Source organism: Flavobacteriales bacterium (assembly GCA_025210295.1).
In the GTDB taxonomy this organism is placed as follows: Bacteria; Bacteroidota; Bacteroidia; order Flavobacteriales_D; family Parvicellaceae; genus S010-51.
On sequence record JAOASC010000026.1, the window covers coordinates 30,402 to 45,848 of the forward strand.

At 33.3% G+C, this 15,447-nt stretch carries 16 protein-coding genes; 5 read left to right on the top strand and 11 right to left on the bottom strand.

Annotated features, from left to right (window positions below; all coding sequences use genetic code 11):
* Position 1 precedes the first annotated feature (1 nt).
* Complete coding sequence (locus tag N4A35_07250) at positions 2–706, top strand: DUF2807 domain-containing protein (GenBank protein ID MCT4581197.1); 705 nt, start codon at positions 2–4, stop codon at positions 704–706.
* 7 nt (positions 707–713) lie between these two features.
* Here the strand turns inward: N4A35_07250 and N4A35_07255 are convergent, their stop codons facing one another.
* The 4 genes from N4A35_07255 to N4A35_07270 all read right to left on the bottom strand — a co-directional run bounded on the left by N4A35_07255 (position 714) and on the right by N4A35_07270 (position 4,814).
* A complete protein-coding gene (locus tag N4A35_07255; GenBank protein ID MCT4581198.1) occupies positions 714–1,646 on the bottom strand; it encodes a hypothetical protein in 933 nt (310 codons plus the stop codon).
* A gap of 34 nt (positions 1,647–1,680) precedes the next feature.
* A complete protein-coding gene (locus N4A35_07260) occupies positions 1,681–2,445 on the bottom strand; it encodes an EI24 domain-containing protein (GenBank protein MCT4581199.1) in 765 nt (254 codons plus the stop codon).
* 2 nt (positions 2,446–2,447) lie between these two features.
* Entirely contained in the window at positions 2,448–3,860 is a 1,413-nt protein-coding gene (locus N4A35_07265; GenBank protein MCT4581200.1) for a SpoIIE family protein phosphatase, read from the bottom strand.
* Positions 3,861–3,932: 72 nt separating this feature from the next.
* On the bottom strand, positions 3,933–4,814 hold the full coding sequence (locus N4A35_07270) for a sterol desaturase family protein (GenBank protein ID MCT4581201.1): 882 nt from the start codon (positions 4,812–4,814) through the stop codon (positions 3,933–3,935).
* Between the two features lie 113 nt (positions 4,815–4,927).
* Here N4A35_07270 and N4A35_07275 point away from each other — a divergent pair, with 113 nt between their 5' ends.
* Positions 4,928–6,484 (top strand): hypothetical protein, encoded by a 1,557-nt coding sequence (locus tag N4A35_07275; GenBank protein MCT4581202.1) that lies wholly within the window; start codon positions 4,928–4,930, stop codon positions 6,482–6,484.
* Positions 6,485–6,487: 3 nt separating this feature from the next.
* On the opposite strand, the gene N4A35_07280 is transcribed toward N4A35_07275, so the two are convergent.
* The 5 genes from N4A35_07280 to def form a co-directional block, all read right to left on the bottom strand.
* Positions 6,488–7,579, bottom strand: a complete 1,092-nt coding sequence (locus N4A35_07280; protein ID MCT4581203.1) for a methyltransferase — start codon at positions 7,577–7,579, stop codon at positions 6,488–6,490.
* Position 7,580: 1 nt separating this feature from the next.
* Positions 7,581–9,650 carry a S9 family peptidase gene (locus N4A35_07285; protein MCT4581204.1) on the bottom strand — a complete coding sequence of 690 codons (2,070 nt, stop codon included), beginning with the start codon at positions 9,648–9,650 and terminating at the stop codon, positions 7,581–7,583.
* Between the two features lie 72 nt (positions 9,651–9,722).
* A complete protein-coding gene (locus N4A35_07290; GenBank protein ID MCT4581205.1) occupies positions 9,723–10,220 on the bottom strand; it encodes a hypothetical protein in 498 nt (165 codons plus the stop codon).
* A gap of 19 nt (positions 10,221–10,239) precedes the next feature.
* Positions 10,240–10,830, bottom strand: coding sequence for a tetratricopeptide repeat protein (locus N4A35_07295; protein ID MCT4581206.1), 591 nt, complete (start codon positions 10,828–10,830; stop codon positions 10,240–10,242).
* Between the two features lie 73 nt (positions 10,831–10,903).
* Entirely contained in the window at positions 10,904–11,488 is a 585-nt protein-coding gene (gene def / locus N4A35_07300; protein MCT4581207.1) for a peptide deformylase, read from the bottom strand.
* 147 nt (positions 11,489–11,635) lie between these two features.
* On the opposite strand from def, the gene N4A35_07305 reads away from it, so the two are divergent.
* From N4A35_07305 to N4A35_07315, 3 genes are read left to right on the top strand one after another with little or no spacing between them, the layout of a single operon-like run.
* Positions 11,636–12,277 (top strand): DUF4920 domain-containing protein, encoded by a 642-nt coding sequence (locus N4A35_07305; protein ID MCT4581208.1) that lies wholly within the window; start codon positions 11,636–11,638, stop codon positions 12,275–12,277.
* Positions 12,278–12,280: 3 nt separating this feature from the next.
* Positions 12,281–13,363 (top strand): UDP-N-acetylglucosamine 2-epimerase (non-hydrolyzing), encoded by a 1,083-nt coding sequence (wecB, locus tag N4A35_07310; protein ID MCT4581209.1) that lies wholly within the window; start codon positions 12,281–12,283, stop codon positions 13,361–13,363.
* Positions 13,360–14,451 (top strand): hypothetical protein, encoded by a 1,092-nt coding sequence (locus N4A35_07315; protein ID MCT4581210.1) that lies wholly within the window; start codon positions 13,360–13,362, stop codon positions 14,449–14,451. The genes wecB and N4A35_07315 overlap by 4 nt, the downstream gene beginning before the upstream one ends.
* Positions 14,452–14,647: 196 nt before the next feature.
* Here the strand turns inward: N4A35_07315 and N4A35_07320 are convergent, their stop codons facing one another.
* Together N4A35_07320 and N4A35_07325 are read right to left on the bottom strand one after the other, a co-directional pair.
* The gene (locus tag N4A35_07320; GenBank protein MCT4581211.1) at positions 14,648–14,890 is read right to left on the bottom strand and encodes a hypothetical protein; all 243 of its coding nucleotides are present in this window, start codon (positions 14,888–14,890) and stop codon (positions 14,648–14,650) included.
* 217 nt (positions 14,891–15,107) lie between these two features.
* Entirely contained in the window at positions 15,108–15,401 is a 294-nt protein-coding gene (locus N4A35_07325) for a formyltransferase family protein (protein ID MCT4581212.1), read from the bottom strand.
* Between the last annotated feature and the right edge of the window lie 46 nt (positions 15,402–15,447).

Genomic DNA, 15,447 nt, shown 5'->3' on the forward strand with positions numbered 1-15,447 from the left:
TATGAGAGGTACTATTATTTTATTTGTAGCATTACTATTATTAAATAGTTGTAAAGTTGAATCCTTAAGAGGATCTAAAAAGTTAATTGAAAAAGAGTTAGCGTATACTGGTTTTAACGCAATCGCTGTACACAATTTGTTTAAAATCAATATTGTTCAGTCGGATGAATATAAGGTTGTGCTAAAGTGTAATGAGAATGTTGAAGCGTTTGTAGAAGTCAAACAAACAGGAGAGGAACTTTCTTTCTCACTAAAAGGAAATAGAGTTTATAAGAATTTGACCTGTATAGCAACAGTATATATGCCAGATATTGTAAATATAGAAAGTTCAGGGGCTGCAAAGATTAATATTGCTGACTTCAAAACCAATGAACTAACGATAGAGTCTTCTGGTGCAACACATTTATTAGGAAATCTAGAAGTAGAACGTTTAACAATTGCGTCATCGGGAGCAACAGAGTTAGATTTAACAGGTTATGTAGCTGAGGGAGAAATTGTAGTGAGTGGAGCTTCAAAAATGAATTGTGAAGATTTAACCTTTGATGTTCTAAGTCTAGAAAGTTCGGGTGCTTCTAAAGCTGTCATGCATGTAGAGAAAGAGTTTTCAGTAGATTTAAGTGGGGCTAGTAAGGTTAGTTATTATGGGCGTCCACAAATCGTAAAAGAAGAAATTTCAGGAGCTGGAAAGTTAAACCACTTGAAATAGTAGCGATTTAAAACTCCCAACCGTAGTTGAATAGGTTCTGAGAACCATTAGGACCAGATTTAGGCTTGTGTTTATAATAGCTTTTGCCAGCGGCAATTTTACAGTCTTTAGCTGAGCCAAGTAGTGCCCATTGGTTAATAATTCCCTCAGCAATAAAAGCGCCAGGGTATAATAAATGATTGGTATTAACTAAAGGATAGCTATTGGTGTATTCATAGTATTCTTTAAAATACTTTCCGGAGACACAAGCGATGGCTGCTGCATCTTTTGGAGTATGATTTTTTGGTGGTAAAATAGTTGGGGTATCGTCCATTAATCCATTGTGTCCATTAAAAATAGAAAGGTCTGCGTCTTTTCCTATTGCGATAGTATGATTGTCAATGATAACTGAATCGGAGCGATTCCCAGATAAAGCATTGAAAAAATCTTCAAGGCAGTGCTTCATTTCATCCCCTCTATAGGCGTCGGCAATCAAATACACAACTGCATGATTTTTAAATGTTTTCTTGTAGACAACACGCTCAAGTACTACATCATTAATGTTGAGTTTACTATTGACTAATTTCCAGTCCGAGAGCTCTTTAAAATAGCGTTTAACTCCTTTACTAGTTGCCCAATAGAGGTTGCGTTTTAAATCCAAACCATTTCCTAAACTTGCGGAGGTTGGAACAATGCCTTGGTTTTCATTGTCGCAAAGTGGTACATAGAGTTGAACAGTTAAAGGTTGCTGATTAATAATTTTTTTGGCTAGGCGTTGTACAATTATAGAACGATCATCTGTTGATTCTTGAGGAAGAGGCCTGTTGTTGGCTGAGTTAGTAGAGTCGTTCATTTGAGTAGCGGATTCTAGAACCTCAGTAGTGTTGTGATTGGCGTTGTTTTGTGATTGAGCACATTGAACAAAAAAGAGGGGAATAAAGAATAGAATAGAAACTCTCATATTATTTATAATGCAAATAGAGATGTATGGTACACTACTTTTTAGGAAGGAGTTTTATTCTGTTTTCACTTTCTAATTTTTTTAATGTTTCGGTAGTTGAAGCTACAGTAGAAATAGGCAGAGTGAGCATTATTCCTATTAGTGGAATAAAAAGCATAATAGAAAATAAAAAGCCATTCCCAACTGCTGTTCCACGGTGTCTTCTTACAAATTGAATACTATCTCCATAACCAAAGTAACGTTCCATGGTATAGTCCATATTACCAAAACCAGCATAATACGATTGAATATAAAAAATCAATACAGTAGAAAAAAGGTTTAGTACAGGAATAAGGCTTAATAACATCAATGGTAAAGTATAGAGTAGTTCAAAAAACAAATTTCGAATATTAATTCTAAGACCTCTTACCAACAATTCCATAAACTCAGGCCAAGTATCAGAAAGATCAATTTCTTTTCCAGTGAGGTGAACTTCCACTTTTTCCGATACTGGGCTCATAAAAGGAGCAGAAAGCGCCATTACAATGTGTTTGTAAATAGTAATGCCAACGATTAAAACCAATAAACCTCCAATCCAATGACTGATTTCAGTTACAACAGATTTTCCCCATTCCCAAGTCCAGTAACTTGCTATTCTATCTCCAATATTATCTGCTACAGAATAAGAGATAAATAGAATAATTCCTCCAGTGAGTAGGCCAATTAAAGCAGGGATCAAGAAGTATTTCCAAAGATTCAATTTATTAATTAATCCAATAGCAGAACCGTAAGCTTTTATTCCGTCAATGATATCTTTCATGGTTAAATTTTAATTCCTAAAACAGTAATGTCATCCAATTGTTCATTATCTCCTTTCCATTTGTTAAGGTAGTTTTCAAATAATTCTTTTTGTTTTTCCATCGGTTGGGAATGATGTTTGGCTAATAATGTTTTGAAAGTTTTAATTTTCATTTTCTTATTGCTTTCTCCACCAAATTGGTCATAATATCCATCGGTGAAAAGATAGATTAGATCTCCCGTTTTTAATTGTGCTTCAGCACAAGAAAAAGGTTGCTCTTTTCGATACCTTCCGATAGGTTGTCTACAAGCTTTTAAGGTTTTTAATTCACCATCAGAAAAAATCAACAGAGGGTTGTGGGCCCCAGAGTATTGTAATTGTTTGGTTGATTTATCTAGTCTACAAAAACAAATATCCATACCATCATTCATTCCGTCTTGGAAAGATTTGATTACGAATTTTTTTACATGATCCAAAATTTCAGCAGTATTGGTTAGTTTTAATTGAATTACTGCTCTACTTAAGGCATTCGAACATACAATACTAACCATAGAGCCTGGAACACCATGCCCTGTGGAATCTGCAACAGCAATATAGAGGTGTTGCTCATCTTCATAAGACCAATAAAAATCGCCACTTACAATGTCTTTTGGTTTGAAAATGATAAAATAATCTTGAACATACTTTTTTAAATAAGATAATGACGGTAGAATGGAACGTTGGATTTTTAATGCATAATTAATAGAATCAATAATATCTTTGTTTTTCTCCGAAATAATTTTGTTTTGTTCTATAAACAATAATTTCTGTTCATGATCTTTATCTAAGATTTGTTTGGTAAAAGGAATAAATATAAGTGCTATTAGCACAATTACAACAATAGAGATGATTGCCTGATTATAAAATTGTTTTTTAACGATATTAGAAAACTCATCAAAAGAAATATCAGCTTCTAATAAGGCAACAACTTCTCCTTTTGAGTTTTTTATAGGATGAAAAGCAGATAGCCATGTCCCGTTTTCTGACATGTATTTTGGAATCGTACCACCAGTTTCCATATTATCCAGGAGGATGTCTGGAGAGTTAATGTATGCATGACGATAATACACTTGCGTATCAGATCTAACAATATATTTAAATTGATGATCAATACTATCATACAAAAGGGTGTAAACAGTACTGTTTAAATTATTATCAACTTTAGCTTGGTTTAAAATCTGATGAATTTCATCGTAAAGAACATTTTGCTTCACATGCTTTAATTCATCTTTTGCTGTATTATTATCAGTTAATTGTTGATGGCTGTCTCCGTTAATGTTATTTCCTATAGAAACCACTACAGCCTTTAATTTATCAAACTGCCTTTGTTCTTGTAGGCTTAAATTATTATAATAGCCGTAGGTTAAGAAGAAAGCAGTTGTCAGTATAATAAGCAAGTATATAATAAAGATAATCCTAGTGGATATATTCTGTAATATTCTACTTAAAATAGTGCTCATAGTCTAAACTTAATCATTTTTATTGATAGGGTAGATAATTTGCTTTAAAAATGTTTTAGGAAATTTTTTAATGTTGTTAAAGCCTAGTTTAAGATCTCTTCCACTGGATGGAATATAAGCCGTTTTAAAAAGATAGTCCCAAATACTAAGGCTAATACCAAAATTAACGCCATGACGATGTTTTAAAGGTAATGCCTTAGCATGATGCCAAATATGCATAGCAGGATTGTTAATAATATACTTTAAAGGACCATAGGAGATGTTGATATTAGCGTGATTTAAATGGCCAATTGCAATAGAAATATAATAGACAATAAAGGCGTCTTCAGGATTAAAGTTACCAATTAAGACCATAACAATATATTTCATTGGAGTGTAGAATACATTTTCCATCCAATGATACCTTAAATGAGCGGCAAATCCCATTTCTTCAACAGAATGATGAACTTTGTGAAAGTTCCATAAAAATTCATAACGATGCAATAAGACATGGGTAAACCACTGAATAAAGTCCAGAGCAACAAAGAATACAACGAGCTGTATTGCATAAGGGAGTTGTTTGGTATCATAAAGAATCAAACTGTTTGCTCCATTAGGAAATAAACTTTCAAAAAGAGCAGCCGTAACATTGGAAAAAGCAACAAAAATAACCAGCTTAAATAAGTAAAAATTAAAGTACATATAAAAAACATCTAGCCAAAAGTCTTTCCTAAATATCGCTTGGTCTTTTCGCCAAGGGAATAGTATTTCTAGCCCCCAAACAGCTAAAGAAAGAAAGGTCAGTAACCAAAAGTAGTTAACATACCAAGGGGAAACTTGAAAAGTGATTTCTTGCCAGATATAATTTCCATAGTTTCCAAAAGATGTAATAAATATTTCCCAATAATTCATAATAAACTTACTTTAGCAGAATATAATATAACAAAATTATACTAAGGAATAGTTATCCTTTGTGATATTGGTCACTTTGAGATTAAATAACTGACACTATTTGCTGAAAATAAATGAGCGTGAAAAAAGGATGGATTAAAAATATAGTATACCTGATCTATGCTGTGTTTGTCGTTTTTTTTGTTTTAGGAAATGCAGACATCGTGCAAATTGAAAAACACTTCTTTAATTCAGATACCTTATATTTACCTTCGATTTATGTCGATTTATTTGAGCACCATAATCACTTTAAAGACTTTAACCTTAATCCTGCTCCAAACTTTTTTCCAGATATGGGGTTTCATTTTGTGTTGATGAAACTGTTGCAATCTGATTTTAAATTGGTCGCTTTAGTTTTTGCCATATTTCAAGTTTTTGGTATTGTTGTATTGCTAGATAGAATAGGACAATTACTAGCTATGCCTAGGTCAATTAAAGTCTTAGGAATAGGATTACTGTTTTTGTTTTTTCTTCCAGCAGTTTTCTCAAATGACTTTCTTTTCTCTTTTTATTTTATCATTAATTCTTACCATTTGGGAAGTTTTATATTGGCGCTTTGGTTGGTGGTATTGCTTTATCAAATAGAGCATTGGTTTTCTACTTTATTGTATACCGCTCTTGTATTTGTAGGCGTTATTTCTGACAAGTCTTTAATCGTAAATTTTGTAGTGCCCTTAATTCTAGTTGGGATCGTTTTTTTGATTTTGAACGGTAAAGAGAAGCAGATCAATTTAAAAAAAGGGATGCTTTATGCAGTTATAGGTAGTTTATTAGGTTTTGCATTTCTAAAATTAAATAAAGAACTGGAATGGTTATCCATTCCCCATACTGATATTGATCCTACTTGGGAAAAAATTGTAGCTTCTGTTCAGTTGTTTTTTAAGCAAACATTGAAATACCTGATGGATTTCTCATGGGTATCTTTAGTTTTCTTTTTGGCTATAGTCTCTTATTGTTTGCAAGCTTTTCATCTTGTCAGCGGACTAAAACATAAACCTGAATTTGGCGATTTATTATTGTTTTTAATGATTAATGTCGTGTTGTTTTCTCCAGTTTTTATTGGAAAAATAACGGGATTAGATTCCTTGCGCTATAATTATCATGGAGTAATTCTTCTCGTATTTCTTTTGCCTTATACCATCCATAAAATTTGGAAAGTTAATGAGCGTATTTTAAGAGGGATTGGGGGTGCTTGGACAGGAATGATCGTATGGGGAGCCCTTTTTGGTGTGAATATAAAAGGAGTCCATAATTATTTAAATTTATATCCTTACGAAACCTCTTTAATGGATCGTGCTATCGATAAATATCAATTGAAAAAAGGGTTAGCTACCTATTGGAAAGCAAAGAAAAACACAATGTTTTCTAAAGAAAACGGCATTGTTTATAATGTTCATGAGGATTTAAAGGTTTATCAGCATGTCTCTAATAAAACCTGGTACTTAGATGATGTTAACAATAAAAATCATCAACCTGTATTTAATTTTTTTATTTCAGATAATGATGAAATGACAGCAAATATTCTAGAGCTGTTTCCTCAGGCAGAACAAATTTATTTAAGTGAAACGCTCTTTATCATTAAAACGTCTGATTTTGTGTTTGATTCAGCTCATGAAATTGTTAAGCTTTAAAAATTACTTTAGACATTCATAGATTTTAAACCGTTTGTTTTCTTGGAGCACCTTAACAGTCGAAAATTTATGTTTTAGGTGCGGGAGGTATTTAAGATGGTTGTTGGCAACCATTATAAAGCGCCCATTAGGCTTTAGAACTTGAGCTACTTGAGAAAACATTCCAAGTGGGACACTGATGTTGATTTCATAGCCAAAGTGAAAAGGTGGATTAGAAATCACTAGATCAAAAGAAGAGTCAGCAATTGTTGCTAAAGTATTGTCGTGAATATAGGAGCAATTATAGGCTTGTAAATTCAATTGAGAAGAAGCAATCGCCAAAAATGAATCATCTAATAAGGTTACAGCTGCATGAGGTTGCTGCTGTAAGGCCATTAACCCTAAAATACCATTTCCAGAGGCCAAGTCTAGAATTTTTTCTTCATTTTTTTGAATAATAAGGTGATCAATTAAAAATTGAGAGGCATAGTCAATATTGGATGCTGAAAAAACACCATAATACTGTTGAAGCTCATTCCCTTTATAATTGAGATGATGTAACGGGATTAGTTGCTTCGTTTTCTTTTTCTGAAGAACAATTAATCGTGCTTTCTTATGGGCTTTTGTTTGTTGAATATCTTCGAAATACTTACTGGCAACTTTTAAGAGTTGAGGTGTGAAATATTTCGTCATAAAACTACAAATGATGCGTCCGTCATCTGTTAAGTTTTGATGGATTTGAGCCAAATAAAGTTCAAATAAATCTATTGATTTAGGTACTTTAAGTAGACCAAGATTGTGCTTCGTGTTTAGGTGCTCCAATGGCGAGACCAATTGCGAAGAAAGTAATTCGAAATTATTGATCTTACTATTTGCTTTTAAAGCATATTCTTGCGTCTTGTTGTTAACAATACTTATTGGGGTATAGGTGTTGAGCGTAGTAGCTAAAAAGCCAAAATCATCATTAGCAATAATGATTTTGGAGTTTTGATCAAGTAAATCTTCTAAATAAATTAACGTCAATTCATCTCCAGCATTCCATGGTTTTAGGGAATTATTGCTGTTAGAGGGATAGCGTTTGATCGAATAGTGTTTATCTAGAAAACGATACTCCATATTAATTTTTTTGATTGGCTAAATGAATTAAAAAAGCATAATCTAAAGCGGTTTCTTTTAAATATTCAAAACGGCCACTAGCGCCACTATGGCCAGTTTCCATATTGGTTTTTAGTAGAAGTAAATTGTCATTAGTTTTTAATTCTCGAAGTTTAGCAACCCACTTTGCTGGTTCCCAATATTGAACTTGTGAATCATGAAGTCCCGTTGTTACTAATAGGTTAGGGTAATTTTGAGCTTTTACATTGTCATAAGGAGAATAAGATTTCATATATTCATAATAAACCTTATCATTTGGGTTACCCCATTCTTCATATTCCCCTGTAGTTAAAGGAATAGAAGCATCTAACATAGTCGTCACCACATCAACAAATGGAACAGCAGCAATAACACCTTTATAGAGTTCAGGATTGTAATTAATAACAGCTCCCATCAGTAAACCTCCAGCACTTCCACCTTCTGCAAATAAGTTATCAGGAGAAGTATAGCCTTCTTCAATTAAATAGTTTGAACAGTCAATAAAATCAAAAAATGTATTTTTCTTTTTTAAGAATTTTCCATCCTCATACCATGACCTACCAAGTGTTTGACTTCCTCTGATGTGTGCGATAGCAAAAACAAATCCTCTATCAAGTAAACTTAATCTACTAATACTAAAGTTAGGCTCCACATTAATACCGTAAGAACCATAAGCATATTGTAATAAGGGTGTGTTTGGAGTAATTTCAGTCGTTTTTTTATAGACCAGTGAGATCGGTATTTGAGCACCATCTCTAGCAGTAGCTATTAAGCGTTTAGAAATATAATCACTAGGATTGTGTCCTCCTATAATTGTCGTTTGCTTCAACAACTTTTGTGTTTTGGTTTGCATATCAAACTCATAAATTGAGCTAGGAGTGGTTAATGAATTATAATTGTACCTTAATTTATTCGTATTAAATTCAATGTTTGTAGTCGTTTCAGCAAAGTAGGTAGGGTCATTAAAAGGAATATAAAAAGAGTCCTCTGTCTTTAAATTGATCACTTTTAATTGTGCTAAGCCATCTTTGCGTTCAGAGATGACCATAAAGTCATTGAATACATCAATGTTTTCAATTAAGATTTGTTCATCATGGGGAATATATTCTTTCCAGTTTTTAATGCTTGTTTCGTTCTCAGCACAGACCATTACCTTAAAATTTTGAGCATCTAGGTTGGTCAAAATATAGAATTGGTCATCTTTATGAAAAATAGCGTATTCAACACCTTTAGTTCTAGGATTAAAAGGGATAAATTCACCATGGGGAGTATCTGCATTTAATAAAAGGTACTCATCGGTTAATGTGCTCGAAGAACCAATAACGATATACTTTTCGGATTTTGTTTTGTAGACATAAGTATCAAATTGCTCATCTTTTTCTTCATAAACGATCACATCTTCAGATGGAGAAGTCCCTATTGTGTGTCTCATGATTCTGTACGAGCGAAGAGTTTCTTCATCTTGTAATGTATAAAAAATAGTTTGGTTATCATTGGCCCAAGTAATCGCTCCTGTTGTGTTGGGAATGACTTCTTTTAAGAGCTCACCAGACTTAAGGTTTTTAAAGTGAATATCGTATTTTCTTCTAGACACAGTGTCAGTAGAATAGGCTAAAAGTTCATTGTTGGGGCTTACTTCATTGTCGTATAATTGAAAAAAGCTTTTTCCTTTAGCTAATTCATTGCAGTCAAGTAAAATTTCTTCAGGGGCATCAAGAGTCCCCTTTTTTCTACTTTTGATCATGTACTCGCTACCTTTCTCGAATCTAGAGATATAGTAATAACCATTATAGAAATATGGAACAGATTGGTCTTCTTCTTTTATTTTACTTTTGATTTCTAAGAATAGTTCTTCTTGAAGTTGTTCGGTTGGAGCCAATTGGTTTTCGGTATAATTATTTTCTTGATTCAAATAGTCAAGAACCTTTGGATTCTCCCTTTCATTTAACCAAAAATAGTTATCTATTCTTGTGTCGTTGTGTGTGTGGAGTTCTTTAGGGTGTTTTTCACAAACAGGAGCTTTTATTATTTCAGCTTTTTCTATATTCTTCATGGAATCGTTATTAGAACAATTAGTTAGTATCAAGCAAGATGCTATAGGGAAGAGTAGTTTTTTCATTCATCATTATTTAAAAGAGTCAAGTTGCTCTTGAGGAGATTTTTGTAAAAAAGGGATATAATGAGCTAGGCTTTTAGCAAGTTCATGGTCGGGATATATTTCAATAATTTGCTGATAAATAGAAATTGCTTTATTGATATTACCGATTTTCTCTTCATAAATTTTTCCTTTGTTATATAAATAAATAGGAGCATTTTTCGATTGAGGAAAGTGGCGCAGTAAAAGCTCTATGATTTTAATGTTTTCCTGGTTTTTATTTAAGCCATCTGCACTTTTGGCTGCTAAAGTAAGCACTTCTTCTTTGTGCGTACTTTTCGGAAAAATAGAGTCAAAAAAAAGTGACTCTCGATACAACGAATCAGCCACTTCTTTGTTTAATGTTAAATCTGTATTTACTAGCTGCTTTTCTAATGTTTTTAATGAGGCATATTGTGTTTTTTCATATTTCCTAGTAGAACAACTAGATAAGATAAAAACAGCAGCTAAAAGGTATAAATACTTCACGCCTATGTCCAAAAGAAAATTACTCTTGATTTAGTTCCTTATAGTAAAGAATCTTTTCCTCAGCAGTCATATCTATAATTCCTTTGCTTAAGTAGGTTTTCATACTTTTAGAAAGTGGATTTCTTGGGTATCTTTTTATTAATTCTTTATAAGCAGCTTTAGCAGCATCAATTTTACCCATTTTTTCTTCTAAAACCTTTCCTTTGTTGTAAAGGTGAACTACGGTTTTATTCGATTCAGGTAAGTCATTTGCTAGTTGATGATAAATTTCTACAGCTTCTTTATAATTACCAATATCTTCAGCTCCTTTAGCAGCATATACCAAAGCCGTTTCTAAGTTTTTACTTTCAGGGTAATCCTTGCTAAAAGCAATAGCATTTGAGTAAAGTTCTTTGGCTATATTTAAGTCAATGGTTAAGTCGTTCTTCACACGTTGTTCGTCTAACTCTTGAAGTTCTTTAAAATCTTTCGATTCTTCAGCAGGGTCTTTACTTTCTGTCTCTACAACTTCTTTAGCTTCAGTTTCTTGCCCCTTTACAGCTTCCTTTTGTTCGCCCCCACAGCTAAACATTAGGTATCCTAAAGAAAATAAAATAAGTATTCGTTTCATAGTGTGTTTTTTTTAAAATAATTTGGGGCAATGTCTAACAAGTTATAAAAGGTTCTAAAGATAGAAAAAAAACTTATTTATTTGGAAATTTCATTCTGTAATTTACAGAAATATTTCCCTTAGAAATATCGTTTAGTTTTCTTTTGAGTAAACGCTTCTTTAAAGGGGATAAGTAATCTGTAAATAGTATGCCCTCTATATGATCATACTCATGTTGAATAATACGTGCAGCGATGCCAGTATAGGTTTCTTCTTTAAACTCCCAATTTTCGTCAAAATAGGAAATGGTTATCGTGTTATGACGGTTGACGTCTTCTCGAATTCCAGGAATGCTTAAACACCCCTCAGAAAAATTCCATTTCTTACCTGTTTCTTCTTCAATAATAGGATTAATAAAGATTTTTTTAAAGTTTTTAAGAATTTCAAAGTTTTTTGCTTCGATTTCATTTTCAGGTTCCTCTTCTCCAAATGGCGAAGCATCTACAATAAAAATTCGTTTATCCAACCCAATCTGTGGCGCTGCTAAACCAACTCCAGATGCTTTGTACATGGTTTCAAACATGTTGGAAATTAATTCTGATAAATCTGTTCCTTCTTCAAACTCCTCACAATCCGCTCTCAATACAGGAGTTCCATATGCTACAATCGGTAAAACCATAAAACTATTTTTTTGCAAATTTGTTATTTTTCCGCCTAATTTCCTAAAATTAGGAGCTGCGATTTAATTTTGAAAGCTCAAATAAATGTGTAATTTAAATTTTAGACTTACTTTTGGAAAAATATATAAGCAGATAAATACAATATTATGAGAAAGATATTTTATTCTTTATTTGTTTTTGCTGGATTAGCATTAACAAGTTGTTCGGAGAACAATGATAAAGGACATGACGAACATGGACATGAACATCACGAGGGGCATGAAGGCCACGAAGGACATGACCACGAGGGGCATGACCACGAAGGGCATGAGCATGGGGAACACGCTCATCACGAAACGACAGAAGAGGCGGAAAAACCAAGTTTTCCAGTGGAAGGATATGAGTTTTATGGGATGGCTGAAGTAAAGCCAGGAGAAGCTGTTACTGTAGAAGAAATGGTTGCAAAAATTCATGCAGATGGATCATTTGATGGCAATGTAAGTGCTGTATTAGATGGTGTTTGTAAGAAAATGGGATGTTGGGTAACGATGGTCAATAAATCAGGAGAATCTGTTAGAGTTCGTTTTAAAGATCATGAGTTTGGTGTGCCAACAGATACACCAGAGGGGACAGAAGTGGTGTTGAGAGGTATTGGAACAATGGATACAACCTCAGTTGAATTACAAAAACATTACTTAGATGATGCCAAAGAAGCTGGACAAGAGGTTGCTCAAGAACAGTATGATGCGATCACAGAAGATTTGATCGAGATTTCATTTATTTCTGACGGAATATTGGTGAAGAAGTAAGGTATGAATAATCAACTGATATACATATTAGTAGGAACACGACCAAATTTTATCAAAGTAACTCGTTTTAAGGAGTTAGCTGAAAAGTATGGGAAAACAGTAAAGATTATACATACTGGCCAACACTTTGATGAGAATATGGCGAATGTTTTTTTTAAACAATTTGAATTAGAGCCCGACTACTTTTTAGAAGTTGGTGGGCTCTCTCCAAATTCTCAAATAGGAGAAATCATCTTAAGGCTGGAAAAACTATTTGAAACAATTGGTCGTCCAGATTATTTTATGGTTCCAGGAGATGTCAATTCAACATTAGCTGGAGCAATTGCCGCCAATAAAATGGGAATTAAATTGGTGCATCTAGAAAGTGGGTTAAGATCTAAGGATCAGTTAATGCCTGAAGAACATAATCGAATTTTGACAGATTATTTAGCAGATGTTTGTTTTGTCACTGAACAATCAGGGTTAGATAATTTAGAAGCAGAAGAAAGCCTTTCTAAGGTGCACTATGTCGGGAATACCATGATTGATACTCTAGTACATTTCGAACCAAAAATTGAGGCTTCAACAATCTTAGAGGAGCTTCAAATGGTGAATCAAAATTATGTGTTAGCGACCTTTCATAGACCATCTAATGTGGATACAAAGGAAAAACTAGAAAAACTATTAGAGATTCTAAAAACAATTACTAGTTATCAAAAGTTAATCTTACCATTACACCCAAGAACACTAAAAATGTTTAAAACTTTTGATTTGTATGAGCAGCTTGGTAAACTTGAAAATTTAGTGTTAACAACCCCATTAGGGTATTTCGAGTTTCAAAAACTGATTAAGTATAGTAAATTGGTGATTACAGATAGTGGGGGGATACAAGAAGAAACCACATATAGACAGGTTCCATGTTTGACGTTAAGGGAGAATACGGAGCGCCCAATCACGATTACAGAGGGAACAAATACCTTAGTTAAATTCACATCAAAAGATATAGCCCACTATCTTCAAGAGGTTTTATCTGGAAGCTATAAAAGAGGTAGCGTTCCAAAATATTGGGACGGAAAAGCTTCTGAGCGAATTCTATCTATTTTATGAGGAATACCATCCATTATATCACCTATAATGATACTTATAGTGGGATCTATCAAAGCCAGGTAATAGATGTTGTAAAGCATTTGAATTTGAAATTTGATGTTGAAGTTCGTTTAATAGCATTTGTCCCAATTAGGTTGTGGAATCAACAGCGTAAAATTATAACATCTAAGTTGCCTGAAGCAAGCGTTTATCCTGTTTTAGGAGCTTTAGATAAAGTGAAAAGAACGAGTAGATTTTTAAAGATTATTTCCAATAAGCAGTTTGCAATTTGTAGAGGCCCGTTGGCTTTTTTATTGACAAAAGGTTATTACAGAAAAGTAGTGTATGACGGGAGGGCTGCTGTTGAAGCAGAGGTGACAGAGTACAACGTTACAGGTCATCAACACTTAGATGAACTCTTTATTCGTGCAGAAAATTTTGCGATTAATAATGCTGATTATTTTATCAGTGTATCAAAGAAGTTGGTAGAATATTGGGAAGAGAAGTTAGGACATAAAATTTCTCATCAAAAATACTCAATTATACCATGTACATTAACAAGTCTAAGTCATTCTTCAACGAGGAGAGTTGATTCTGAAAATGTAAGGGTTGTTTATGCAGGAGGGACAGGAGCTTGGCAATCTTTTGAGAAAGTAGTTGGCTTATTGGATGAATTGATGGCAAAACAAGCAAATCTTGAAGTTTTGTTTTTAACAAAAGAAAATCCACATTTGTTAAAGCTATTAAAGAAGTATCCTGATAGAAGTGAACGTAAATGGGTGGCTCATGATGAGGTGTTTAATGAATTGTCTAGTTGTGATTATGGGATTTTATTGAGAGAAGATAGAGTGACCAATAGCGTAGCATCTCCTGTTAAATTTGCTGAGTACCTCAATGCTGGATTAAAAGTGTTGATATCGCCAAATATTGGAGATTTTTCGGAGTTTGTAAAAAAGAATGATTGTGGTATTGTAATTGAAGATAAGATACCATTTCTAGAAAAAAATATACATCATAAAGAGTTAGCTGAACTGTGTGAAGTTTATTTTTATAAATGCTCTAAAAATATTGCTAAAGAATACGCTAAAATGCTGTCTCGAGTTAACTAATTATTGTTTTTAGTTGTTCAGTTTTTTTACCTCAATAACCTATAGGTTAAAATATAATTTTTAGTAGTAGCTATACTTGGTCATGGGATAAAGCCTTTAGGAATGTATGTGTTAAAATATTCTAGTGCTAATTTTTCATCAAACGGGTATGAACTTCTGATAGAGTCGAAAAGGACTTGATAGCCTTTGTTAAGGTTTACGTTGATATTGTTTCCCAAATAATGTTTGGAATCAGTTTTTTTAACTTGCTTTTTAAAGATGATGTTTTTTGGGGATGTTGATTGGTTGGTTTTGAAGAAGAGGTGCCTCCAATAATTAGTGTTTTTACTTCATGACCATGATATTTAAACCCAGCAATAACTTCTCTCATGTGGGTCCCGTAACCTGTGTTGTCAGAAAGATTTAAATGTGGATGCGCTGAATAGTATAAAATTTTCATTTCTATTAACCTAAAAAGATTGTCAAATATAACTTGTCTTTGTGCTAAAAGTGGTTTTATGAATTAAAGTTATGTTAAAATAAAACCATTGGTTCACTGTAGTGTAGGGCAATAAGGAAGAGATCTTATTGCCCTCAATATAACTATATCTATTTAACTATCGGTATTTTTGTAATGCTTACTTACGTCACCATAAGTAATAAATTGACCATTAACCTTATCCAAGGCTTCTTTTAGTAATCTTGGTGTTATCAGACCAATGTGGATTAATTTGGCCTCCATAAGGCTCACCTCTCGGGTGATAAGTCGCTTCAGATTCGTTTTGAGGAGTAAGTGTGAATGTGTTGTCTGCAAAGGAGGGGAGTGTTTCTTTAAAAAGTTCGCCTCCAGCAGAGGTAACTTTATTGTATAAAGTTTCAGCAGTATCATTTTCTGTAATATCAACCTTTGAACGAGCAACGATAGGTCCATTGTCTACTCCTGTCATCATCCTGTGTATGGTTATCTCCATTTATTAGAGACCAAGGAATTGGGCGTGAACCTCTATTTTTAGGAAG